Below are 22,919 nucleotides of genomic sequence, written 5' to 3' on the forward strand. Positions count from 1 at the left end.
GCGCCGTTGCTTTTGTCGCGGGGCGTCCGCTAGGGTGCCGCATGCCTCACGACTCCCCCTCGTCCGCCGCCCCGGCCGTCCTTCCCGCCAGTCCCGCCCAGGCCCCCGGCCTGCTTGAGGCGGTTCTCACGATCCTCGGTTATTTCATCCTGCAGCTGGGCTTCGGGATGGGCTTCAAGCTGCTGTCCGATGCCCTGGCCCGCTGGTTCCCGGACGGTGTCCCCGACGCTCCCGACCGGATCATCGTGGTGGTGATGCTCACCGTCGTCGCCTCGGCCTGGCTGACGATTCGTGTGGTGGTACGCCGCTGGGGCAGCCTCACGCGATCAGGCGGTGTACTCGGGCTGGGCTTCACCGAGCCAGCCGGGCGCTTTATCGCCGCGGGCACCGTACTGGGCCTCGTCGCGCCGCTGCTGGGCGGGCTGCTCACCCAGTGGCTGGCAGGCGATCATGCCGTCTCGCAGACCGTTTCCGAGATCGCGGACAAGGCGCACTTCGGCATGCGCGTCGCCCTCGTTCCCGTCGCGGTCCTTGTCGGCCCTCTGGTCGAGGAAGTGCTGTTCCGTGGCGCATTGCTTGCCCGGCTGCGCCACCTGACAGGCGACGGCTGGGCTATCGGCATCTCCGGTGTCCTTTTCGGCGCCGTGCACCTGCCCGACCTGGGCTGGCTCTGGTATGCCGTGCCCAACCTCGTGCTCGTGGGCATTTTCTGCGCGTGGCTGCGCGTGCGCAGCGGCTCGATCTGGCCGTCCTATATCGCGCATGCGGCCAACAACGGGCTGGCCGTCATGGCCTGGTTTTCGGCCTCGACCGGTAGTTAAAGCGTCTCCAGAGCCGCCACGTGCCGGGCCAGACGCGGGCTGGCGTAGCACTGCGAGCCGACCGGAATCAGCCCGACCTCGTTGAACGCGTCCCGGTAGAAGCGGGCGGGACGCCCATGGAAGCCGACCCGGTCACCGCCGGGATCGTCCTCGCGGGTATAGACCTCGAGGAAGACGAGCCCTTCGGCCATCTCACCGATGCCGGTCAGCCCCGCGCGGATCTCGGCGGGCTTCAGGTAGTGCAGCACGTCGGTGCAGACGATCAGGTCGAAACGCGTGTCGAAGCGCAACTCGGCAAGCTGGCCGAATCGCGCCAGCCCGATATTGCGGGTCCGGCCATAACGGGCCACGGCGTATTCGCTGGCCTCCAGCCCCCGGTACTCGATGCCTGGACGCAGGCGCCGCAGGACCGCCCTCCAGGGGGCCTCGCCGCAGCCGACGTCGAGGACGTTGCGCACCGGCCGCCCCAGGTAGAACTCCGCCTGCCCCAGCACCATCGACACCTTGCGCGTGAGCTCGGCCGGCGAGCGCACGGCGTGCTCCGCGCTGCGGTACCACTTGTCGAAATAGGCCTGGTCGTAGGTCTTGGTCATGGGCGAGGCGCCGCGGAAAACGCCCATGGTAGCCCGCCGTACACTTCGGGCATACATGCCTCACCGCAGCATCGGACCTTATCGAAAAGGAGACTCTCATGCCCCGTATCCAGCTTCGCATTACCGGCGACCGCGACATCTTCGACGACGTGATGAACGCCATCCATGGCGTCGACCGCGTCGAGCGCGTCGAGGAAATCGACGACCTGATGATGGGCGTCCGCGATGATTCCAGTTCCAGCGAGTTGTCCGACGACGTCGGCTCGCGCACCTTCACCCTGGAAGTGGAAGTGCCCAATGAGAAGGTCGGTGAGCGCGTGCGTGAGATCGCCGAAGAAACCGCGGGAACCCGCGAAGCGGCCATCGAGTTCATCGGTCCGGACGAAAGCGAGATCTGAATCACGAACATGAACGTTGCACGACACCGCGACGTTCATGCGTAAACCCCATGAAAGGCTCCCCGTTTAAGGTGACATGCGCACCGAGAACGGAGGTTTCATGCGATCCATGGCCGCGGCCGTCCTGCTCGCTCTCGTCACGCTGCCTGCCATGGCACGTGACGGCACGCTTTCGAAAGACGATGTCGCCTGGCTGGACCGGGTGACCTTCGGCGTGGATTCCGCGACGGTGGCGCACTTTCGCGATGTCGGCAGACGCCGCTTCCTCGACGAACAGCTACATCCAAAGGCCGATGGTCTGCCGCCCGCCATCGCGGCGCAGATCGCCTCATTCGACGTCATGAAAACCCCTGCCCCCGCGCTGCTGGCGCAGGTTCGCGATCAGTATCGCGATATCAAGGACCTGCCCGATGGCGATGCGAAGGAGACCGCCAAGAAGGCGCTCCAGAAGCAGGGTAACCAGTACGCTCAGCAGGCCCAGGCTGCCGAGTTGCTGCGCGCGGTCTATGACGAAAACCAGCTGCGCGAGCAGCTCGTGTGGTTCTGGATGAACCATTTCAGCGTGTTCCAGAACAAGGGACGCGTGCGCTGGCTGGTGGCCAGTTATGAACAGGACACGATCCGTCCGCATGCGCTGGGCAAGTTCCGCGATCTGGTCATCGCCACGCTCAAGAGCCCGGCGATGCTCGAATACCTCGACAATGCGCAGAACGCCCGCGACAAGATCAACGAGAACTATGCGCGCGAGCTGATGGAGCTGCATACCCTGGGTGTGGGTTCGGGATACACGCAGGACGACGTACAGAACCTCGCCCGCGTCCTGACCGGCGTGGGTGTCAATTTCGACGGACAGCCGCGCAAGATAAAGCAGGACCTGCAGCGGTATTACGTCCAGGACGGTGTGTTCGAATTCAATCCGAACCGACACGACTTCAGCGACCAGAAGCTGCTCGGCAGGAACATAGCGGGCGGGGGTTTCGACGAAGTGGAGAGAGCCGTCGACCTGATTGTCAGCCAGCCGGCCTGCGCGACCTTTGTATCGACGAAGCTGGCCAGATATTTCGTCGCCGACGACCCGCCGCCGGCGCTGGTCAAGGCCATGGCGAAGACGTTCAGCCATACCGATGGCGACATTGCCGCGGTGATGAAAACCATGCTCGAGTCGAAGGAGTTCAACGCATCGCTGGGCAAACGCTACAAGGACCCCACACAGTTCCTCGTCTCCACGATGCGTCTCGCCTATGACGGAAAACCGGTGGCCAATCCGCGCCCGCTGGTGAACTGGATCAACCAGCTGGGCCAGGCACCGTTCGGCCGCATCACCCCCGATGGCTGGCCCACCTCGGATTCCGAATGGTCCAGTTCCGGTCAGCTGGCGAAGCGTTTCGAGATCGCGCGTTCGATCGGCAGTGGCGCCAACCATCTGTTCGATGTCGACGAGGATGGCAAGGTGCAGCGCGGTGGCTTCCCCCAGCTGACGACGCCGACGTACTACGCCACGATCGAGCCGTGGCTCGGTCAGAAGACACGCGACGCGCTGGCCCAGGCCACCTCGCAACAGGAGTGGAATACCTTCCTGCTCTCCTCCCCCGACTTCAACTACCGCTGAGGCCTCCCATGGATCGCCGCCAGTTCCTCCTCGCTCTCGCCGCCACCGCGCCCGCGCTTACGCTGGGCGGCAAGGTTTTCGCGGCTCCGGCCAGTTCACCACGCTTTCTGCTCGTGTTTCTACGCGGCGGGTACGACGCCAACAACCTTCTCGTGCCGTATTCCAGCGACTTTTACTACGAGTCGCGCGCGACCATCGCGCTGGCACGACCCACGGCGGGCGATCCGAAGTCGGTGCGTGCCCTGGACGCGACCTGGGGCCTCGCACCCGCTGTCGCGCAGAGCATGGGACCGCTGTGGGACCAGCGCCAGCTGGCGTTCATTCCGTTCGCCGGCACCGACGATCTTTCGCGAAGCCACTTTGAAACGCAGGACAACATCGAGTCCGGCGAATCGGGCGACGCCCGGGACTACGGCTCCGGATTCATGGGCCGGCTCTCGTCCGTCCTGCGCGGCATACCGCCCATCGCGTTCACTGATGCCCTGCCCCTGTCGTTCCGCGGCGCGGGCGACGTGCCCAACATCTCGCTGAAGGGCGACAGCAAGGCGGTGTTCGACGACAGGCAGTCGAAGATCCTCGCCGGCATGTATCAGGGCACACCTCTGCAGGCCGCCGCGACGGACGGGCTGCAGCTGCGCCAGCAGGTGGCCCAGGACCTGCAATCGGAGATGGTCGCGGCGAGCCGGGGCGCCGTGAATGCACGCGGTTTCGCGCAGCAGGGCCAGCGAATGGCCACGCTGATGCGTGACCGCTACCGACTCGGCTTCGTCGATGTCGGCGGCTGGGACACGCATGTCAACCAGGGCGGCGCGGATGGCCAGCTCGCCAACAATCTCGACAACCTGGGCCAGGGTCTGGCGGCATTCGCCGAGGGACTGGGCGAGGCGGAATGGAACAACACCGTCGTGGTGGTCGTGTCGGAGTTCGGCCGCACGTTTCGCGAGAACGGCAACAAGGGCACCGATCACGGCCACGGTACGACGTACTGGGTGCTTGGCGGAAAGGTGCGCGGTGGCCGGATCGCCGGCCAGCAAGTGGCGGTCAATGCACAGAACCTCCTGCAGAATCGCGACTACCCGGTGCTCAACAACTATCGCGACGTACTCGGCGGCATGCTGCGTCGCATGTACGCCTTATCCGACGCCGAACTCGCACGGGTCTTCCCCGGTGCGAAGCCGCGGGATCTGCAGCTGGTCTAAGGCTGCCAGACCTGCCCCTCCGGATCGGTCAGCTGGCGATCGAGATAGTAAGCCGCGCTGATGAAGGCCAGATGCGTGAGCGCCTGAGGAAAATTACCCAGCTGCTCCGCGCGGAGGCTCAGTTCTTCCGAGAACAGTCCGAGGTGATTCGAGTACAGCACCCCGCGCGCCATGACCTCGCGCGCTTCGTGCAGACGGCCGGCACGTGCGAGGCACTCGACGTACCAGAAGGTGCACGTCGTGAACGCGCCTTCTCCCCCTTCCAGGCCGTCGGCATTGCGATAGCGGAAGACCAGGCCATCGTCGGTCAGCTGGTCGCGAATCGCATCCAGCGTCGCCAGCCACACCGGGTCGGTCGCCGAGACGAAGCGGACCAGCGGCATCATCAGCAGCGCGGCATCGAGATCCTTACCGCCCTTGGTCTGCACGAAGTAGCCATGCTCGGGATGCCGGAAATTGTTCCAGATATCCTCGGCGATACGATCCCGCTCCGTCGCCCATTCGACCATGGGCCCTGGCAGGGAACGTTTACCGGCCAGGCGCACCGCGCGATCCAGCGCCACCCAGCACATCAGCCGCGAGTGCAGGAAATGCTGCTTGCCGCCACGCATTTCCCAGATGCCCTCGTCGGCATCCTTCCAGTGACGACTGACATGGTCGACCATGCGGACGACGTGCAGCCAGCCGGCACGGCTGATGGCGCGGCCGTATTTGTTGGCCAGATACAGGCTGTCCATCAGCTCGCCGAAGATATCCAGCTGCGTCTGTGTGCGCGCGGCGTTGCCGATGCGCACCGGCTGCGACCCCGCATACCCCGCGAGGTGATCGAGCACGTCCTCGTCCTCGGCTTCCTCACCGTCGATGGCATACATGATGCGCAACGCCGAATGCCGATCCAGATCGGCCAGCCGCGCTTCCATCCAGCGGCGGAAATGTTCGGCCTCGTCGATGTAGCCGAGTCGCATGAAGGCGTACACGGTGAAAGACGCGTCGCGTATCCACGTCGCGCGGTAGTCCCAGTTGCGCCCCGCGCCGGTGGCCTCCGGCAGGCCGAACGTGGCCGCGGCGGCAACGGAACCATGCCGGTGCGACGTCAGCAACTTGAGCACCAGCGCTGAACGGTCGACACGCTCGCGCCAGCGGCCGCGATAGGTCGAGCGACGCGTCCATCGGCGCCAGGCCTCCGCCGTGCTGTCGAAGGCGGCGCGGCACTCGGCTTCATCGTAGGGGTCATGGGCTTCGTCGCCCAGCATGAACCAGACTTCTTCGCCGGGGTTCAGCTCGAACTCGGCGTGCACGGCGCCCTCGCCCTCTTCGATCAGAAGCGGCACGCTCGCGGCGAGGCGCAGCGACTGAGGCCCATCGTGAAATACCACCGAATCACCGTATTCCGAGACCTCCGGGACATGCCTCGCATACGCAAGGCGCGGCCGGCAGCGCACACGGATCACTACCTTGCCCCGAGGCACACGGATGCATCGGAGGAGGCAGTTGGCGACGCGCGGCTGCGTGTCCGGGTGCGGCATGAAATCCGTAAGCTCGACGCTTCCCGCTTCCGCCATCCAGCGCGTAATAAGGATGTTCGTTTCCGGGACATAGAGCTGAATCGTGCGCGCATCGGAAAGGTCGGGCGTCACGGTGAACTCGCCACCTTTCTCCGGATCGAGCAGTCCGGCGAACACCGTGGGACTGTCCATATGCGGCCAGCACATGAAGTCGATGGTGCCGTCGCTGGCGACCAGCGCGGTGGTATCGAGGTTCCCGACGATACCGTGCTCGCCGATGGTCCGGCCGGGCACGGGATTGAGTGACTCGGATGGGGTCGTGTGTCGTGGCATAGCCGGAGGAGGCCACAACCCATGTGAAGGCGAGGCTCAGAACTCGAGGCGGTAAGCCACCTTGATCAGGCCTTCCTCAACGTCCTTGAGGCCAAAACCACGACGAAACTGCCCGTCGAGTTCGTCATCCGTATCCTCGGCGTAGCCGCCGCGGTTATAGACGACGTAGAGGTTCGACAGCGGCGCGATCTCGTAGCGATAGCGGATCTGGAAGCCGAGGTTGGCCACGCCGAGACCGTCGACCGGTTCATCACTGTCGACCGCCGCGCCGGTGGGCGTGATCTCCAGGCGACGACGAAGCTTGGCGCCCACCGCCAGGGTCTGCAGTTTGACGCGGAGCTCCTGCTTGTTACCGAGATTCCAGTTGAGGCCGCTGTCGAGGCCGACGGTACGGCCGTCATACGCGCCGACGAGGTTGTCGTGTTGCCAGATCAGCCAGTTCGGGTCCCATTCGTAACTCGCGCCAGCGAAGACGCTGAACGCATCGGTGACGAAGTACGTCGGCGTGAACTTGAAGTAGTAGCCCAGCCGGTGATAGCCGGTGAGCTGGTTGCCGCTGACGAAGCCCTCCGCTTCCCACGCCCAGCGGCCGATACGCGGGCGGGTGCGATCGTAGGTCAGCTTCGCGGTCGGTGGCGTGTGCTGGTTGTTGCCACCGCGGGTAAGCAGGTCGTCATACGCGGCCGTGAAGGCATCGAGCCGCCACAGTTCGTCGCCGCCATCGCGACGCTGGCTGTTGCGCTGAATGCGAAGACGCTGCCGCACGACCACGCCCTCGGTGTTTTTCTGCTCGGAGATACGATACCGCCACAGATGCGAGGCGTAGGCCGAGTCGGCCGGCAGATTGGCCTGACGCTGCCTTACTTCCCAATGCAGATACTCCATGTCGCTGCGCGGCAGGTAGCCGAAGTCGTCGATGTCCAGTCGCTTGCCGAAGTACATGCCCAGCCACTGCTGGCTCCAGACATCGTTCATTTCCCAGAACGCGATGCTGGTGGCGCCCAGGCCGTCGCTGTTGTTGCGCGGCTGGTCGATCTTGCTGCCGACCACGTTGCTGGTGATGGTGAAACGCTCGTTCGGCTGCCAGCGATGGTCCAGGCCAAGCACGTTGGCGTCGCGGTCGAGATACGGGTGGTTGACCCGCGTGGCGAGCAGACCGAATGACTGGGTGCCCGCATTCTGCAGCAGACGGAACGCGCCGAACGTGCGGCCCGCGTCGCCTTTTTCCTGCGCGGCGAGGATGCCGTAACTGGTCGAACCCACGCTGCCGTTCACCTTCACCGCCGTGGAAATATCGGCCGCACCGTTGCCGTCATCCGCCGCACCACCCACCCGGCGCGTGTAGACCAACTGCGAATAGTCGTCGAGCAGGCTGAAGTCGAAGATGCCCTGGTTCTCGGTAAAGAACGGGCGTTTGTCGGTAAAGAAGGTTTCTTCGGGCGAGAAGTTGACCACCAGGTCGTCGCTCTCGACCTGGCCGAAATCGGGGTTGATCGTGGCCGTGAGCTGCGTCTGCCCATTGGGTTTCCAGAGGATGTCCGCGCCCTGCTCGAACGACGTGCCGCCGTGCGCGCGATCCACCTTGCCGACCACGTAAGGCGTGATGGCGAACAACGACTGCGAATATGCCGGCACCTCGATGCGCTGAAAACTGGAGAGAAACCTGCCGCGATCGAACGCGATCGCCGGCCATGCCATGCGCTCTCCCGTGGCGGCGATCACACGGTCGACATACAGACCGATCGTGCGCGTATCGCCGCTCGCCTTGCGCATCGGCGCGATGTACCAGGGGATGAGGATCTCCACCGAATAACCGTCCGCGTCCTCACTGACCGCGTGATCCCAGCGTCCGTCCCAGTCGTAACTGAAATCGGATTCGTTGGTGATCACCTCGTCGGCCACGCCGCCCTGCGACCGCACCTCGAAGTCGTAACCGACACGGCCGTCCGCGTCGAAGTCGACCATGACATTGACGCGATCGACCATCGCATCCTCGTCGCGCCGGGTCTGCTGACGCGAGCGTGGGATGTCGGCGGACTGGGTGACCCGGATAGCCACGGCCAGTCCTTTGGGCGTCGACATCACCCAGGCCTCGGTCGGCTGGCTACCCGGCTTGCCGTTCATCGGCTGGGTGTCGCGGAAATCCGTGATCCGCTTCGCCCCCGCCCATTCGGCAGGGTCGATATGACCGTCGATCGTCACCTCGGCATGGGCGGCCGCCGTAGCGAAGAGGAGCGTGGCAAACAGGGCGAGGCGACGGTACATGCGGGGTCCGGATCGTGACATCTTGCGGCATAGGATGCCCCCCGCGTCGCAAACGTTTGCCGTGACCCCTGGCCCATGCGCTCAGCCGGTTTCCCTGATGAGGTCGATCAGCGCGCGCAGCGCGCCGGGTACGTGGCGCCTGCCGGAGTAATACAGGCACAGCCGGTCGAACGGCGGGGTCCAGTCCTCGAGCACCCTCACCAGGCTGCCGGACGCAAGATCTTCCGCCACGTTGAACTCGGTGAGGTAGGTCAGGCCCAGGCCGGCGCGGGCCGCTTCGAGCATCAGGTTCGGCTCGTCGAGCGTCAGCACGCCCGGCACGTCGACCTCGATCGCTTCACCGTGCCGCTCGAATTCCCAGTGGTAGATATGGCCGGAGCGCATACGCGCCCGGATACAGCGGTGGCGGGCGAGATCCGACGGATTGCGCGGCGTGCCGTTCGCCGCGAGGTAGCCGGGTGAGCCGACCACGGCGAACCGGATCGGCTCCCCGAAAGGGACGGCGATCATGTCGCCCGGCACGATGTCCGCGGTGCGGAAGCCCGCATCGAACCCATCACGCACGATGTCGACAAGCCTGTCGTCGGTGACCAGATCGAGCCGCACGTCGGGATAGCGCGTCAGATAGGGCACCAGCAGCGGCGCCATCACACGCCGGGCGGCCCCGGAAGACGTATTGATCCTCAGCGTCCCGCGCGGTGCATCGCCCTCGTCGCTGGCCCGCTCGATCGCCACACCGAGGCTTGCGATGGCGGGGGCCACATCGGCCACGAAGCGCTCGCCGGCTTCGGTCAGCCGGACGCTGCGTGTCGTCCGGTGAAAAAGCCGCGTGCCGAGCCGGGCCTCCAGCGAGGCGACGGACTGGCTAAGGGCTGAGGTGGAGAGATTCAGCTCACCCGCCGCGGCGCGAAAGCTACCGTGCCGCGCGACCGCCAGCACGGCTTCGAATTCCGTAAGACCGGTACGCATTGTCCTCTCCCGCTTAATGACCCATCCACCGTTGTCCGTCTTATCAGACTAATGGGTCGGGCGCATGCTGGGAACCGTCTCCACGACGGGAGCCTCTCATGCACACGATCGACCACATTTATATCGATGGCGCGTTTGTCACTCCCCACGGTGAGGAACGTTTCGACCTGTTCAATCCGGCGACCGAGGAAGTCATCGGGACGGTACGTCTGGCCGATGCCGAAGACGCCCGGCAGGCCATTGCGGCGGCGAAGCGGGCTTTCCCCGCGTTCTCGCGGACGACGATCGAGGAGCGCATCGCCCTGCTTCAGCGCATGCATGACGCGATCGTGGCGCGGGAGGACGACCTCTTCGCCGCGATCGTCGAGGAGTACGGCGCACCCGTATCGCGCGGACGCTGGATGACCGGGCACGCGTCCGGCGTCTTTCTGGACGTCATTGCGACGCTCCGGGAGTATGACTTCGAACCGCGCATGGGCAGCGCCACCGTGCGCATGCAGCCTGTCGGTGTGGCGGGATTGATCACGCCCTGGAACAGCAATGCGGGTTTCATCTGCGGCAAGCTGGCGTCGGCGCTCGCCGCAGGTTGCACCGCCGTCATCAAACCCAGCGAGATGAGCGCGCTGCAGACACGCATCGTCACCGAAGCGCTGCATGAAGCCGGCGCGCCAGCGGGCGTGTTCAACATCGTCACGGGACGCGGCGACACGGTCGGCGCCGAGATCGTCGGCAGCCCGGATATCGCCAAGGTGTCGTTCACCGGTTCGACCGCCGTCGGCAAAGGCATCGTCCGGGCGGCGGCGGATACGCTGAAGCGCGTCACGCTGGAACTCGGTGGCAAGTCGCCGTCGATCGTCCTCGACGACGCGGACTTCGCGGTCGCGTTGCCGCTCGCCGTCATGGCGGGTTTCAACAACAGTGGGCAGGCGTGTATCGCTGGTACACGTCTGCTGGTGCCCCGGGCGCGTCTTGCCGAGTTTGAAGCAATGGTCGTAGCGGCAATCGACGATATCGTGTCAGGCGATCCGTCCGATCCGGCCACGACGGTCGGACCCATGGTCAGCCGCAAGCAGTGGGATCGTGTGCAAGGCTATATACGCCGCGGTATCGACGACGGTGCGCGCCTGATCGCCGGCGGTGAGGGACGGCCGGACGGCTACGAGCGTGGCTGGCTGGTGAAACCGACCGTGTTCGCCGATGTCCGCAACGACATGGCCATTGCCCGCGAGGAGATCTTCGGACCGGTGCTCTCGATCATCGCGTATGACGGCGACGAGGATGCAATCGCCATCGCCAATGACACGCCGTATGGATTGCAGGCATACGTCTTCTCCGCGGATGAGGCACGCGCACGCCGCGTCGCGGAACGCGTCGACGCGGGTCGTGTCGCGATCAATTCGCTGAAGCACGATCCGAAGGCGCCGTTCGGTGGGTTCAAGCAATCGGGCTGGGGACGGGAGTACGGCGTGCTCGGACTGGAGGCCTATCTGGAGCCGAAGGCTCTGTTGGGATTGTCGGGCTAAAGCCCTTTTCCCCGATATCGACGGCGATAAGCGGAACTCGCCGGGCTCTGCTACTTTCACCCCGTTAGCAATCACTGACGGGGAACCCATGCTCGCTCGCACCTGCCTCGCGCTCGCCCTCACCATCGCCCTGCCCGCGATGGCTGCCGATGAGGCCAAGAAGGCCCATACCCCCACGCCGAAGGAGCTCCTGGCGAAGTCCACCCCGGCGGAATGGCGCACGCCCGACCCCGAGAATCTGGTCTACATGGACCTGCCGCAGGGCCGCGTGGTCATCGAACTGGCCCAGGACTGGTCGCCGCTGCATGCCGGGAACATCCGCACGCTGATTCGCGAACACTATTTCGACGGCACCCAGGTGATCCGCGTTCAGGACAACTTCGTTACCCAGTGGGGCGATCCCGACGGCGACGACAAGAAGAAGGCCAAATCGCTCGGTACGGCGAAGGAAACCCTGTCACCCGAGTTCACCCGCAAGGACGGCAAGGCGTTTCCGTTTACGAAACTTCCCGATGGCGATGTCTACGCACCGGAAGTCGGTTTCTCCGAAGGCTTCCCGGTCGCACGCGACAAGGGCGAGGCCTGGATCACCCATTGCTACGGGACCGTGGGCGTTGCACGCGACGTCGGCGCCGAGACGGGTAACGGCAGCTCGCTCTACGCGATCATCGGCCAGGCCCCGCGCAACCTCGACCGCAACCTCGCGGTAGCGGGCAAAGTCATCAAGGGAATGGATCTGCTGGCCGCCTACCCGCGTGGCGGCGAGCCGATGGGCTTCTACGACAAGCCCGGGCAGCGCGTGACGATCAAGAGCGTTCGCCTCGCGGCGGACGTTCCCGAAGCCGAGCGCACGCCGATCCAGGTGCTCCGCACCGACAGCAAGACGTTCTCGGCGGTGATCGAGGCCAAGCGCAATCGTAAGGACGATTTCTACACGCGCCCGGCGGGGAAGATCGACCTCTGCAATATCAGCGTGCCGGTGCGGGATCCGACGCAGAAGGCGCCTTGACCGATCGGCAGGTCTGATCGAGGGGCATCGCCGACAGGATTGGCTCCCACTCGAGCAGGCAGGGCTGGCTCGGGTAGGAGCCAGCCTGCTGGCGATTCAACCCGCCTCAGTCCTGAGCGGCCGAATCCCTCGCCTCGTCCTTCTGACTCACCACTTCAGCCCGCAACGCCCGCAGCTTAGCCTTCAACTTCGCCTCATTCTCCGGACCGACGCGAATCATGAACTTCTGCCCGACCGACAGCTGCTCCAGCGCGGGATTGGCGTAGACATACCCCACCTTCTCCGGAAGCAGCTGCTGATTGCCCTTCGGCTCCGGCGCGGCCAGCAGGTGATCGATCACCTCGACGAGGCGATCGTTGAAATAACCGCCCGTACCAAGGTCGCGATACGCCTGCTGGAATAACGGGTAGTTGTGCTTGTACCAGGCGGCCGCGGCCTTCGGACTTACACGATCGGCGACATACATGTAGGTCGCATAGCGATCCGCATTCTTTTTCGACGCGACGAAATTGCCGTCGTCGGAAACGACCTGAAACCGGCCTGTCGGCGTACGCAAGGGAAGGACGTTCATACCGACAGTCTGCTTCGGTAACGCATCGATGGTGGAAACCATCCGCGACACGATCGCATCCGACTTCAGCAGCGACTTCAACGCTTCGTCGCCGGTGAGCGCGAGCAACCCGGCCAGCACCTCGTCGTCGCTCTGATCGAGCGCGGGAAGCGCGGAAGTCGAACCACGGGCGGGATCGATCGGATGCTCCGGCAGCGCGGCGTCGTGCACGGACGTAGCGGGAGCGGATGCCGTCGAGGACGCGGAGGCGAAAGGTGGCGCGGTGACGGCATCGCGCGCCTGCTTCTCGCGCCAGACGAAAATACCCGCTACCACGAGGATCGCCACGATCAACAAACCTGCGACCCACTTCGAACCCGACGACTGACTGCTCAACGTAACGCTCCCACGAAAAAACGTCTCCATGGGACTACGAACGGTGCGGTTGGTTCAAGCCTCGAACCGGAATGGCGGCGATCGTCGGCGATCCGGCCATCATGAACCCGACGGCGGCCTTGTGGGAAGCCCCATCCGACACCTAGTCTGGCCCTGCCGGGCATCCCCCTATGGCCCGGCACCAGGGCACACCCACATCGATAACGTTTGGAGGAAGAACCATGGCTTTCTCTGCAAGGAACGACGCCGCCCCGATTTCGGGCATCAATGTCACCCCGCTCGTCGACGTGCTTCTCGTACTGCTGATCATTTTCATGATCTCCGCGCCAGTGGTCGCGCATAAGGCACGGGTCGACCTCCCCGCTCCCGGGTCATCGACGGACGTCGAGCCCGACCCGGCACGCGTCGCGATCGACGCCGACGGTTCGATTTTCTGGAACGGGACCCTCGTCACCGATGCGGCACTCGAAAGGCAGATCGATATCGCCGCCGCCTCGGCGCAGCCGCCCCGCCTTGTCATCGCCGCGGCCGACAACGCAAGCTACGAGGACGTCACCAAGGTACTGACGGAAGCAAAAGTTCGTGGTCTTACGAAGATCGACTTCGGAAGCCGCCAGGCGACGGACTAGTTATCCATCGGCGGATACGCCCAGCGCAACGCCTGCGCCTCCGACTCGCGGTAGATCGTATCGTGATGCGCTGAAGGACGAGGCACGTATTCGATCGTCGCCGCGCGCCTGGGCAAGCTGGAACGCAACGTCCTGACAAGCTGCTCCACACCGGGAGCGATGTTTTCCTCGTCGGCTGACGTCAGGTAGATGCGGTGGGGCGATGGATCGCCCTCCGCCATGGCCACCGGCAGATCACGAATCAAGGCACCCGCGTTCCACCATACACTGGGGCTGATGGCGATCACCGTGTCGAACAGCTTCGGCTCCCGCTGAAGCGACTCCAGCGCGAAAAGTCCGGCCAGCGATTCACCGATGACACCTCTGTGGCCGTCGACCCGATATCGCTTGCCGACTTCGGACACCAGCTTCGTCGCGATGAAGGCTCGAAAGCCGGCCGATCCACCCACGCGGGGTGCGATCCGCCTGTCCGACGCGACCAAGGTCGGTCCGGTCATGTCGCGGCGACGTTCGGTGTTTTCGATGCCGACAAGAATCAGCGGCTGGATCTCGCCCTTGCGGATACCCTCGTCGAGCGCCCTGGCCACGTGCGGAAAATCTTCTTCCAGGCCGCCATCGGGCATGTAGAGGACCGGGTAGCGGGCTTTCGAGGCAGCATAGCCCGGCGGTGTGTAGACGTTGATGTGCCGCGTTTCGGCGGCAGTTACCCCGGGCATGGTGAAGCTGTCGTGCGGAGGGACATCGTCCGCCGCGCGCGCCTGGAAGGCGAGTACGACCAGACTGAGAAAGAAGAGGATCCGACGCATGAAAAGCTCCCTGGGAGAACCCGGAGCTTAACCGCAGAGCGGCTCTGGTGGGAGCCGATCCGGTTGGCGATGGGTGCCGCCTTACATATTCCGCCGATACTCGCCGCCCACGTCGTACAACGCGTGGCTGATCTGGCCAAGGGAGTTGTTCTTCACCGCGTCCATCAACTGTTCGAAGACGTTACGGCGATCGCGGGCGGTCTTCTGCAAGGTGGTCAGGCTGTCCGGGGCCAGGCCGTTGCGGGCCTTGCCGTAGAGCAGCACGTTGTCGATCTGCTGGCCCTTTTCTTCTTCCGTCGAGCGGATGAGTTCAATCTCCGTGGCGATCTCGCCGCCGTGATCCCGGGGCAGAAAGGTGTTGACGCCGATGAGGGGAAGCGAGCCGTCGTGCTTCTTGTGCTCGTAGTACATGGATTCTTCCTGAATCTTCCCGCGCTGGTACATCGTATCCATCGCGCCAAGCACGCCGCCGCGTTCGCTGATCGCCTCGAACTCCTTGTACACGGCCTCTTCCACCAGATCGGTGAGCTCGTCCACGACGTAGCTGCCCTGCCACGGATTCTCGTTGAAGTTGAGGCCGAGCTCGCGGTTGATGATCAGCTGGATGGCGACCGCCCGACGAACGCTCTCTTCCGTCGGTGTGGTGATCGCCTCGTCGTACGCATTGGTATGCAGGCTGTTGCAGTTGTCGAACAGCGCATACAGCGCCTGCAAAGTCGTGCGAATGTCGTTGAACTGGATTTCCTGCGCGTGCAGCGAACGCCCCGACGTCTGAATGTGATACTTCAGCATCTGGCTGCGCGCACTGGCACCGTAACGCTCGCGCATCGCGCGGGCCCAGATGCGACGGGCGACGCGGCCGATCACCGTGTATTCCGGGTCCATGCCGTTGGAGAAGAAAAACGACAGGTTCGGCGCGAAGTCATCGATCTTCATGCCACGGGCGAGGTAGTACTCGACGATGGTGAAGCCGTTGGACAGCGTGAAGGCGAGCTGGCTGATCGGGTTCGCACCCGCTTCCGCGATGTGGTACCCGGAGATCGACACCGAGTAGAAATTGCGCACCTTGTGATCGACGAAGTACTGCTGAATATCGCCCATCATGCGCAGGGCGAACTCCGTGCTGAAGATGCAGGTGTTCTGGGCCTGGTCCTCCTTGAGGATGTCCGCCTGCACGGTGCCGCGCACGTTGGCCAGGGTCCAGGCCTTGATCCGCGCGTAGGTCTCGGCATCGACCACTTCTTCGCCGGACACGCCAAGCAGGCCGAGACCGAGGCCGTCGTTACCCTGGGGCAGCTCGCCGTGGTACCGCGGCCGGTCGCCGCCCGGGTACAGCCGGGCGATGTGCGCGTTGGCGGCCTCCCAGCGGGAGACGTCCTCGTTGAGGTACTTCTCGATGTTCTGGTCGATCGCCGTGTTCATGAACATGGCGAGGATGATCGGGGCCGGACCGTTGATCGTCATCGACACCGACGTCGAGGGCGCGGACAGGTCGAAGCCGGAATAAAGCTTCTTCATGTCGTCGAGCGTGGCGATGGAGACGCCGGAATTGCCGATCTTGCCGTAGATATCGGGACGCGGCGCGGGATCTTCACCATACAGCGTCACCGAGTCGAAGGCGGTCGAAAGACGCGCGGCCGCGCCACCCAGTGAGAGGTAGTGGAAGCGACGATTGGTGCGCTCCGGCGTACCCTCGCCCGCGAACATGCGGGTCGGATCCTCGCCGGCGCGCCGGTATGGGAACACGCCCCCCGTGTACGGATAGTGCCCCGGCAGGTTCTCGCGCATGAGGAACGAAAGCAGCTCGCCCCAGTCTTTCGTCTTCGGCAGAGAGACCTTCGGAATCTTCTGGTGGCTGAGCGACTCGCGGTAGTTCTCGACGCGAATGACCTTGTCGCGCACCTGGTATTCGTTGAACTCCGCGGTGACGGCTTCGAAGCGCGAAGGCCACTCGCGCAGCAGGTGGATCGCTTCGCTGGTGAGCTCGCGCACGGCCTCGTTGTAGCGCTGACGCAGGGTGGCCAGCGAACGGTCGCCGTCGACCGCGAGCAAGGCATGGTCGTAAAGATCGAACGCACGCGGCAGGGCGTCGTCGCCGATATCCTTCAGCGATTCGTAGTAGTGCTGCGCTTTGCTGGCCGCCTCGGCCTGCTTCGCGATGCCGCCGTTGACGCCTCTCCCCTGCTCCGCGATCTCCGCCAGATAACGCACTCGATTGCCCGGAATCAGCACCGTGGCACGCGGTTCGCGCAATGTCGTGTCGACATCGGGCGTCCAGACCGCGTCGGGCAACGAGAGCTTCTCGCGCAGCAGACGGCACAGGTTGTCGAACATCCAGGTGACGCCCGGATCGTTGAACTGGCTGGCGATGGTCGGGTAGACCGGCACTTTCTCGTCGGCCATCTGGAACGCGGTGCGGTTGCGCTTCCACTGCTTGCGCACGTCGCGCAGGGCGTCCTCGGCACCGCGCTTGTCGTATTTGTTGAGCACGACCAGTTCGGCGAAGTCCAGCATGTCGATCTTCTCGAGCTGGCTGGCGGCGCCGTATTCGCTGGTCATCACGTAGACCGGGAAATCGACGAGGTCGACGATCTCGGAGTCGCTCTGGCCGATACCCGCCGTTTCGACGATCACCAGGTCGTAAGCCTGGGCCTTGAGAAAATCGATGCAGTCGTGCAGCACGATCGAGGTGGCGGCGTGCTGGCGACGCGTGGCCATCGAGCGCATATACACGCGCGGGCTGCGCAGCGAGTTCATGCGGATGCGGTCGCCGAGTAACGCGCCGCCGCTGCGGCGACGGGTCGGATCGACCGCGAGCACGGCGATCCGCATCTGCGGAAACGCGTGCAGGAACCGCAGCAACAGTTCGTCCACCACGGACGACTTACCCGCGCCGCCCGTACCGGTCAGGCCAAGCACCGGGGTCTTGTTACCCGCCAGCTGCCATTCCTTGCGCAGGCGGGCGAGTTCGGCTTCGGGAAGCGAATCTTCTTCGATGGCCGAAAGCATCGCGCCGATGGAAATCTCGTTCTCGACGGCAACGTCGGCCGGCGCCGCTTCGACGCGCGACTGAACGGCGCTGCGAGTTCGCGCCATCACGTCCTCGATCATCTCGGTGAGACCGAGCTTCATACCGTCGTTCGGGTGATAGATGCGCTCGACGCCGTAATCCTGCAGCTCGCGAATCTCTTCCGGCGTGATCGTCCCGCCACCGCCGCCGAACACGCGTACATGACCCGCGCCACGCTCGCGCAGCATGTCGACCATGTATTTGAAATACTCGACGTGCCCGCCCTGGTAGGAGGACAGCGCGATGGCATCCGCGTCTTCCTGGAGAGCGGCCCGCACGACGTCTTCCACCGAGCGGTTGTGGCCGAGATGAATCACCTCGGCGCCCTGGCTCTGGATGATCCGGCGCATGATGTTGATCGCCGCGTCATGGCCGTCGAACAGGCTGGCCGCCGTGACGAAGCGCAGCGGCGTGGCCTCCGCGTCGGTGTGGCTGGCGGGGATGTGCTTGGGCTGCGAGCTCATGAAAACTCCGGGAAAACGCGACGTCTGGGGAGGGAACCGGTCGATTCTATCCCCGCCCGTGCCGGGACCTCTGACGCAGTGCAGCGATACGCCGCCGCACTGCGTAACGCCTCACGCCGCCCTGAGTCCGACCGAGTATTCGCTCGCCCGGTGCGCGCTGATGCCGTGCCGCTGCTCGGCACCCAGCGAATACGTCGCGTCACGCACGAACACCTGGGGGCGTGTCTTCGGTCCCGTGAGCTGCAGCAGCAAGGCCTGCCCGAGGCTGTCCGGATGCAGACGCACCTCGTTCGCCAGGGTCGCCGACATGGGAGGCTCGGCCGCCTGACCCGGGTCGGTCCAGAGTTTGCCGATCCGGTCGAAGTCGGAAGAAGCGACTTCGACCCAGACACCGATCTGGTAATTTCCGTTACGTCCGTTAACCGGCAGCGGCAACGTCGCGCGGACGAAAAAACGCTTCGCATCGATGACACAGAGGTCGTCGTTCTCGAATACGCCCGCGGCTCGCGTAGCGGCATCGAGATCGATCACGGCGTCCGGCCGGCGGTAGCCCAGTTCCAGTGCCTCTTCGTCGTGCTCCGTTCCACACACCGCACAGGTGGTCGTCATGGCTCGCTCCTCGAAGGGGGGACTATGTGGCGGGCTCAGCGAAGCTCCACGCCATCCAGAAAGGCTATCGCCGCGGTCATGACGCTTTCGTCATCGACGATCCGGCGATGGCCCAGTCTGCGGGTTTTCAGCAAGGTGGCATCGGGCCACAGCCGCGCGTAGAGCTCCCCCTCTTCCACCGGGACATCGCGGTCGAAGAAGTCGTGGAAGATCAAGGCGGGCTGGGTCCGCTTCGGCGCGTGATGCGCGATATGCAGATCGTCGATGAGTATGCCGGTGCGCTCGGTCAGCGCCGCATGCAGCGACGGACGCAGATGCTCGGCGAGGCGGACGAAGCGCGAGAAGCGCCGCGTGGCGCCCTGGGGGTCCGCCGCGGGAGCGATCAGCACCACCCGCTTCGCCGTCCACCCGTCCTCCAGCGCCAGCGTCGCGGCCGCGCCGCCCAGTGAATGGGCGACGACGCCGTGCGCGTCACCGTAGTGACAGCCCACCGCAGCCAGCGTCCGGACGAAATCGGGCAGCGTGCACAGATCGCCGCCGCTGTGACCGTGACCGGGCTGGTCGAAGGACACCGCGGCCCAGCCCTTGGCGAGAAGCCACGGTGCCCAGGACTCCCAGCGCAAGCCCAGACTCGACCAGCCATGAGCCAGCAGGATGTAAGGCTGCGTCGCAGGGTCGCCCCAGATGTAGGTTTCGATCGATTCGCCGCCCAGTCGCACCGTCTCACGCCGCGCCGACATCGTGGTCGCGGCGTAGGCGGCGCGAACCCGGCTGCTCGGCAGTGGAGTCTGGAAGGTCCGCGCCGCGTGGGCCACCGTGCGCGCAGGTGCCAGGCGACTGCCCAGCCGGTATGCGAAACGGATGCCCAGCAGGGTCGCGATGGTGCGCACGCCAAAACGGCGGGGAGGCTTCATGGGCGGGAGCGGGCCGGTGGCGGTAAGAGTGGGCATGTGGGTCTTGGAGCAGCGGAGCGTCGCAAGGTTCCCCCACGGGAAGCTTTCGCGAAGCTGAACATTACGCGCCCCGGCGGGTCAACCCGCTCGAAGGAACCCGCGTTCTGGCCCCCGAATCCGCATCCGCGGAACCTCGCGAAGGAGAACACCGATGACCAAGCTGACCCGTACCCTCGCCGCCGTCGCCGTCATGGGCCTGGCCGCCGGCGCCGCAAGCTACACCCCGCCGGTCGCGGCACGGGAATATGTCGAGGTCACCGTCGGCACCCGTCCGCCGCCGCCGCGCTTCGAGCGCGTCCCGCCCCCGCGCGCCGGCTATGTCTGGGCGCCTGGCTATTGGAACTGGTACGGCGGCCGCTACGTCTGGGTCGGCGGCCGCTGGGCCACGGTACGTCCCGGCTACGTCTACCGCCCGCCGGTGTGGCACCCCTACGGCCGGGGCTGGCGCGTCGAGCGTGAGACCTGGGTCCGCGACCCTCACTGGCACCGCTGAGCCTCATCTGCTGCGCCGCACCTACACGGACGCTCACAACGGTTTAAACTAGGCACCTGACACGACAGATCGCCCCCGCCCTTCCAGGCCGGGGCGATTTTTTTGGAACGTCATTATCGACCGGTGGTCCCCGCCGCCGGTCATCACCTAGAGGCGGTGCTGCTGCCGCTTGTCACTGGAGTTTGCGTTCGATGATTTTCGAAACCATCGCCAACACGGGCCACGAAGAAGTCGTCTTCTGCCATAACAAGGACGCGGGCCTGAAGGCCATCATCGCGATCCACAATACCGTGCTGGGTCCTTCCCTCGGCGGCCTGCGCATGTGGCCGTACAAGACCGAGCAGGATGCCGTCAACGACGTGCTGCGCCTGTCGCGCGGCATGACGTACAAGAATGCCGTGGCCGGCCTGAACCTCGGCGGCGGCAAGGCCGTGATCATCGGCGATCCCTCCAGGGACAAGTCCGAAGCGCTGTTCCGCGCCTTCGGCCGTTTCGTCAACTCGCTCAACGGTCGCTACATCACGGCCGAAGACGTGGGCATCGACGTCAACGACATGGAATACGTCTACCGTGAAACCGAGTACGTCACCGGCGTGCATCAGGTGCACGGCGGTTCGGGCGACCCTTCGCCGTTCACCGCGTTCGGTACGCTGCAGGGCCTGATGGCCGCGCTGCAGTCCAAGCACGGCAACGAAGACGTGGGTAAGTACAGCTACGCCGTGCAGGGCTGCGGCCACGTCGGCAGCGAGTTCATCAAGCTGCTCCGCGAGCAGGGCGCCAAGGTGTTCGTCACCGACATCAACAAGGATGCCGTGCAGCGTTGCGTCGACGAACTGGGCTGCGAAGCCGTGGGTCTCGACGAGATCTACGACGTCGACGCCGACGTGTACAGCCCCTGCGCGCTGGGCGGCACGGTCAACGAGCAGACCATCGACCGCATCAAGGCGAAGATCATCTGCGGCGCGGCCAACAACCAGCTGGCAACCGACGCGATCGGTGACGAACTCGCCCGTCGCGGTATCGTCTACGCACCGGACTACGCGGTCAACGCCGGCGGCGTGATGAACGTCTCGCTCGAGATCGACGGTTACAACCGCGAGCGCGCCATGCGCATGATGCGCACGATCTACTACAACGTCGGTCGCATCTTCGAAATCTCCTCGCGCGACAACATCCCGACCTACAAGGCCGCGGACCGCATGGCGGAAGAGCGCATCAGCGCCATCGGCAAGATCCGTCTGCCCCACATGGGCAACGGCGCGCCGCGTTTCCAGGGCCGCATGCGCGGTCAGTAAGCGTTTATCTGCGAGCCCAAGAAAGCCACCGCGAGCAATCCGGTGGCTTTTTTTCTGCCGGATCGGCGCGTCTGGACACCCGGCACCATCGAGCGACACTGTTCCTGGCCCGGCACGTTGCCGAGCCAACCACCTGACAAGGAGCAAGTCATGCCTATCGGCACCCTGATTGTCTTCACTACCGAGGCCAACAATTTCAAGCGTGGAAGCGTGCGTCCGGAAGGACAGACCAGCAACATGCAGGATCTCTCCTTCGCTGGTTACACCACAGCGAAGGATGGCCAGCGCGTAACGTACACCGGCAACCCCGGCGGGTCAGCCAGCAACGTCAATCCCGCGTAACCGTGTCGGTTCGTGGAACCGCCGCTTTGCGGAACTGGCAAGACTAAGGGCCGCCGGCGCGATCCGGCGGCTTTTTTTCTTTGCGGACTACGACCTTGGGTCGATTCCACACGTCGCCGGTCCGCCGACGTTGGACGCTAAGACATTTGCGTGGTGCAGATGCCCTGAGGGAGCGATGCCCGGGCATCAGCGCCCCGACGCCACCAGCGTCGGGCTGGCGATCGGGGTGCTGGTGCCGACCATGGCGCCGAAGGTAAGCAGGCAGGTCAGGACGGCGGCGACAAAAAAGCCCTTGAGCAGGATCGTTTCGAATTTCATGGTCGTTCTCCTTGGACGATGGGAAGTGCTTTCACCAGGGAGATTGCATCGGTCGTGCCAACGGCCGATGTGCCTGCCAGACCGCCCTGCGGCGCCATTTCGCACGATGTGACATAAAAATTTCCGTGTCCGCGGACGCGTGGTGTCCGCCGGCGCCGTGTCCGGGCGGACGCGGCGGACGCCACCCGCCTATACGTCGCGAAGGGCCTGCGCCAACGGCTGCCGGGGAATCGGCGCGACGCGCCCGCCGATTCCCACGATTTCACACGATCGGCCTTGGCTCAGGGGCGCGATCTGTTACACTTTTGTCGCCCCTGGGGATCTTGTAAGGCTTTGCCTACACGGCGCTTTTGGGGCCCAGGGGATGCCGTCCGAGAGGCGGCGACAACCAGAGACTTCCGATCACCTTCATCGCCTCGGTGATGGCGCCGCCTCCCGCTTGCCCGCGCAACCGGTGGATCGCCCGTCCGGGGATGAAATGGACTTACCGAGCTATGAGCGCGATCCCAGCTGAAACCTTCACCTTCGACGATGTACTCGATCGCCTGCGCACCGTGCTGCAGGAGACGTTCGAGATCGACCCGGCCAAGGTGACGCCCGACGCCAACCTCTTCACCGACCTGGAACTGGACAGCATCGACGCGATCGATCTGGCGATCCAGGTGCAGGACATGACCGGCACCCGGATCAAGCCCGAGGACTTCAAGAGCGTGCGTACGGTCGGCGACGTGGTCGCCACCGTGCAGACGCTGGTCGCTCGCTGAGCCGAC

The 22,919-nt window shown here is 64.7% G+C and carries 21 protein-coding genes; 11 read left to right on the top strand and 10 right to left on the bottom strand.

Annotation, left to right across the window (positions count from 1 at the left end):
* The first annotated feature begins 41 nt into the window (after window positions 1-41).
* Window positions 42-821 carry a CPBP family intramembrane glutamic endopeptidase gene (locus tag FA85_RS04105; RefSeq protein WP_036111637.1) on the top strand — a complete coding sequence of 260 codons (780 nt, stop codon included), beginning with the start codon at window positions 42-44 and terminating at the stop codon, window positions 819-821.
* On the opposite strand, the gene FA85_RS04110 is transcribed toward FA85_RS04105, so the two are convergent.
* The gene (locus FA85_RS04110; protein ID WP_036117284.1) at window positions 818-1,414 is read right to left on the bottom strand and encodes a class I SAM-dependent DNA methyltransferase; all 597 of its coding nucleotides are present in this window, start codon (window positions 1,412-1,414) and stop codon (window positions 818-820) included. The two genes, FA85_RS04105 and FA85_RS04110, sit on opposite strands and share 4 nt — an antisense overlap.
* A gap of 98 nt (window positions 1,415-1,512) precedes the next feature.
* Here FA85_RS04110 and FA85_RS04115 point away from each other — a divergent pair, with 98 nt between their 5' ends.
* The 3 genes from FA85_RS04115 (at window position 1,513) to FA85_RS04125 (ending at window position 4,620) form a co-directional block, all read left to right on the top strand.
* Window positions 1,513-1,812 (top strand): hypothetical protein, encoded by a 300-nt coding sequence (locus tag FA85_RS04115; protein WP_036111635.1) that lies wholly within the window; start codon window positions 1,513-1,515, stop codon window positions 1,810-1,812.
* A 100-nt stretch (window positions 1,813-1,912) separates the two neighbouring features.
* Window positions 1,913-3,421: a DUF1800 domain-containing protein gene (locus FA85_RS04120; RefSeq protein WP_036117282.1), complete on the top strand. Its 1,509-nt coding sequence runs from the start codon at window positions 1,913-1,915 to the stop codon at window positions 3,419-3,421.
* 8 nt (window positions 3,422-3,429) lie between these two features.
* Entirely contained in the window at window positions 3,430-4,620 is a 1,191-nt protein-coding gene (locus FA85_RS04125; protein WP_036111632.1) for a DUF1501 domain-containing protein, read from the top strand.
* On the opposite strand, the gene FA85_RS04130 is transcribed toward FA85_RS04125, so the two are convergent.
* The 3 genes from FA85_RS04130 to FA85_RS04140 all read right to left on the bottom strand — a co-directional run bounded on the left by FA85_RS04130 (window position 4,617) and on the right by FA85_RS04140 (window position 9,692).
* On the bottom strand, window positions 4,617-6,419 hold the full coding sequence (locus FA85_RS04130) for a glycoside hydrolase family 15 protein (RefSeq protein ID WP_036111630.1): 1,803 nt from the start codon (window positions 6,417-6,419) through the stop codon (window positions 4,617-4,619). The genes FA85_RS04125 and FA85_RS04130 overlap by 4 nt on opposite strands.
* 75 nt (window positions 6,420-6,494) lie before the next feature.
* Window positions 6,495-8,723, bottom strand: a complete 2,229-nt coding sequence (locus FA85_RS04135; RefSeq protein ID WP_036111627.1) for a DUF5916 domain-containing protein — start codon at window positions 8,721-8,723, stop codon at window positions 6,495-6,497.
* 81 nt (window positions 8,724-8,804) lie between these two features.
* Entirely contained in the window at window positions 8,805-9,692 is an 888-nt protein-coding gene (locus FA85_RS04140; RefSeq protein ID WP_036111623.1) for a LysR family transcriptional regulator, read from the bottom strand.
* 98 nt (window positions 9,693-9,790) lie between these two features.
* Between FA85_RS04140 and FA85_RS04145 the strand changes: the two genes are divergently transcribed.
* Window positions 9,791-11,215, top strand: coding sequence for an aldehyde dehydrogenase family protein (locus tag FA85_RS04145; protein WP_036111620.1), 1,425 nt, complete (start codon window positions 9,791-9,793; stop codon window positions 11,213-11,215).
* Window positions 11,216-11,303: 88 nt separating this feature from the next.
* Window positions 11,304-12,224, top strand: coding sequence for a peptidylprolyl isomerase (locus FA85_RS04150; RefSeq protein ID WP_036111618.1), 921 nt, complete (start codon window positions 11,304-11,306; stop codon window positions 12,222-12,224).
* A gap of 106 nt (window positions 12,225-12,330) precedes the next feature.
* Here the strand turns inward: FA85_RS04150 and FA85_RS04155 are convergent, their stop codons facing one another.
* Window positions 12,331-13,170, bottom strand: a complete 840-nt coding sequence (locus FA85_RS04155; RefSeq protein WP_036111615.1) for a DUF3014 domain-containing protein — start codon at window positions 13,168-13,170, stop codon at window positions 12,331-12,333.
* Window positions 13,171-13,391: 221 nt separating this feature from the next.
* Between FA85_RS04155 and FA85_RS04160 the strand changes: the two genes are divergently transcribed.
* Entirely contained in the window at window positions 13,392-13,799 is a 408-nt protein-coding gene (locus FA85_RS04160; protein ID WP_036111614.1) for an ExbD/TolR family protein, read from the top strand.
* On the opposite strand, the gene FA85_RS04165 is transcribed toward FA85_RS04160, so the two are convergent.
* From FA85_RS04165 to FA85_RS04180, 4 genes are all read right to left on the bottom strand, one after another.
* A complete protein-coding gene (locus FA85_RS04165) occupies window positions 13,796-14,605 on the bottom strand; it encodes an alpha/beta hydrolase (protein WP_036111611.1) in 810 nt (269 codons plus the stop codon). The two genes, FA85_RS04160 and FA85_RS04165, sit on opposite strands and share 4 nt — an antisense overlap.
* A gap of 81 nt (window positions 14,606-14,686) precedes the next feature.
* Window positions 14,687-18,139, bottom strand: a complete 3,453-nt coding sequence (locus FA85_RS04170; protein WP_036111608.1) for a methylmalonyl-CoA mutase family protein — start codon at window positions 18,137-18,139, stop codon at window positions 14,687-14,689.
* A 111-nt stretch (window positions 18,140-18,250) separates the two neighbouring features.
* The gene (locus tag FA85_RS04175; protein ID WP_036111605.1) at window positions 18,251-18,748 is read right to left on the bottom strand and encodes a DUF2199 domain-containing protein; all 498 of its coding nucleotides are present in this window, start codon (window positions 18,746-18,748) and stop codon (window positions 18,251-18,253) included.
* A gap of 35 nt (window positions 18,749-18,783) precedes the next feature.
* The gene (locus tag FA85_RS04180) at window positions 18,784-19,662 is read right to left on the bottom strand and encodes an alpha/beta hydrolase (protein ID WP_051943413.1); all 879 of its coding nucleotides are present in this window, start codon (window positions 19,660-19,662) and stop codon (window positions 18,784-18,786) included.
* A gap of 190 nt (window positions 19,663-19,852) precedes the next feature.
* Between FA85_RS04180 and FA85_RS04185 the strand changes: the two genes are divergently transcribed.
* The 3 genes from FA85_RS04185 (at window position 19,853) to FA85_RS04195 (ending at window position 21,831) form a co-directional block, all read left to right on the top strand.
* Window positions 19,853-20,194 carry a YXWGXW repeat-containing protein gene (locus FA85_RS04185; RefSeq protein WP_051943411.1) on the top strand — a complete coding sequence of 114 codons (342 nt, stop codon included), beginning with the start codon at window positions 19,853-19,855 and terminating at the stop codon, window positions 20,192-20,194.
* A 191-nt stretch (window positions 20,195-20,385) separates the two neighbouring features.
* Window positions 20,386-21,489 (top strand): Glu/Leu/Phe/Val dehydrogenase dimerization domain-containing protein, encoded by a 1,104-nt coding sequence (locus FA85_RS04190; RefSeq protein WP_036111602.1) that lies wholly within the window; start codon window positions 20,386-20,388, stop codon window positions 21,487-21,489.
* A gap of 150 nt (window positions 21,490-21,639) precedes the next feature.
* Window positions 21,640-21,831, top strand: coding sequence for a hypothetical protein (locus FA85_RS04195; RefSeq protein ID WP_036111599.1), 192 nt, complete (start codon window positions 21,640-21,642; stop codon window positions 21,829-21,831).
* A 186-nt stretch (window positions 21,832-22,017) separates the two neighbouring features.
* Here the strand turns inward: FA85_RS04195 and FA85_RS22525 are convergent, their stop codons facing one another.
* Window positions 22,018-22,149, bottom strand: coding sequence for a hypothetical protein (locus tag FA85_RS22525; protein WP_255349722.1), 132 nt, complete (start codon window positions 22,147-22,149; stop codon window positions 22,018-22,020).
* Between the two features lie 494 nt (window positions 22,150-22,643).
* On the opposite strand from FA85_RS22525, the gene FA85_RS04200 reads away from it, so the two are divergent.
* On the top strand, window positions 22,644-22,913 hold the full coding sequence (locus FA85_RS04200; RefSeq protein WP_051943409.1) for an acyl carrier protein: 270 nt from the start codon (window positions 22,644-22,646) through the stop codon (window positions 22,911-22,913).
* The last annotated feature ends 6 nt before the right edge of the window (window positions 22,914-22,919 follow it).

The sequence above is a fragment of the Luteibacter mycovicinus genome (assembly GCF_000745235.1).
Classification (GTDB): Bacteria; Pseudomonadota; Gammaproteobacteria; order Xanthomonadales; family Rhodanobacteraceae; genus Luteibacter; species Luteibacter mycovicinus.

Excerpts from the sequence above, each read along its gene's own strand:
- FA85_RS04105 (WP_036111637.1), top strand. The coding sequence starts at position 42 with ATGCCTCACGACTCCCCCTCGTCCGCCGCCCCGGCCGTCCTTCCCGCC.
- FA85_RS04110 (WP_036117284.1), bottom strand. The coding sequence starts at position 1,414 with ATGACCAAGACCTACGACCAGGCCTATTTCGACAAGTGGTACCGCAGC.
- FA85_RS04115 (WP_036111635.1), top strand. The coding sequence starts at position 1,513 with ATGCCCCGTATCCAGCTTCGCATTACCGGCGACCGCGACATCTTCGAC.
- FA85_RS04120 (WP_036117282.1), top strand. The coding sequence starts at position 1,913 with ATGCGATCCATGGCCGCGGCCGTCCTGCTCGCTCTCGTCACGCTGCCT.
- FA85_RS04125 (WP_036111632.1), top strand. The coding sequence starts at position 3,430 with ATGGATCGCCGCCAGTTCCTCCTCGCTCTCGCCGCCACCGCGCCCGCG.
- FA85_RS04135 (WP_036111627.1), bottom strand. The coding sequence starts at position 8,723 with ATGTACCGTCGCCTCGCCCTGTTTGCCACGCTCCTCTTCGCTACGGCG.
- FA85_RS04140 (WP_036111623.1), bottom strand. The coding sequence starts at position 9,692 with ATGCGTACCGGTCTTACGGAATTCGAAGCCGTGCTGGCGGTCGCGCGG.
- FA85_RS04145 (WP_036111620.1), top strand. The coding sequence starts at position 9,791 with ATGCACACGATCGACCACATTTATATCGATGGCGCGTTTGTCACTCCC.
- FA85_RS04150 (WP_036111618.1), top strand. The coding sequence starts at position 11,304 with ATGCTCGCTCGCACCTGCCTCGCGCTCGCCCTCACCATCGCCCTGCCC.
- FA85_RS04160 (WP_036111614.1), top strand. The coding sequence starts at position 13,392 with ATGGCTTTCTCTGCAAGGAACGACGCCGCCCCGATTTCGGGCATCAAT.
- FA85_RS04165 (WP_036111611.1), bottom strand. The coding sequence starts at position 14,605 with ATGCGTCGGATCCTCTTCTTTCTCAGTCTGGTCGTACTCGCCTTCCAG.
- FA85_RS04170 (WP_036111608.1), bottom strand. The coding sequence starts at position 18,139 with ATGAGCTCGCAGCCCAAGCACATCCCCGCCAGCCACACCGACGCGGAG.
- FA85_RS04175 (WP_036111605.1), bottom strand. The coding sequence starts at position 18,748 with ATGACGACCACCTGTGCGGTGTGTGGAACGGAGCACGACGAAGAGGCA.
- FA85_RS04180 (WP_051943413.1), bottom strand. The coding sequence starts at position 19,662 with ATGAAGCCTCCCCGCCGTTTTGGCGTGCGCACCATCGCGACCCTGCTG.
- FA85_RS04185 (WP_051943411.1), top strand. The coding sequence starts at position 19,853 with ATGACCAAGCTGACCCGTACCCTCGCCGCCGTCGCCGTCATGGGCCTG.
- FA85_RS04190 (WP_036111602.1), top strand. The coding sequence starts at position 20,386 with ATGATTTTCGAAACCATCGCCAACACGGGCCACGAAGAAGTCGTCTTC.
- FA85_RS04195 (WP_036111599.1), top strand. The coding sequence starts at position 21,640 with ATGCCTATCGGCACCCTGATTGTCTTCACTACCGAGGCCAACAATTTC.
- FA85_RS22525 (WP_255349722.1), bottom strand. The coding sequence starts at position 22,149 with ATGAAATTCGAAACGATCCTGCTCAAGGGCTTTTTTGTCGCCGCCGTC.
- FA85_RS04200 (WP_051943409.1), top strand. The coding sequence starts at position 22,644 with ATGAGCGCGATCCCAGCTGAAACCTTCACCTTCGACGATGTACTCGAT.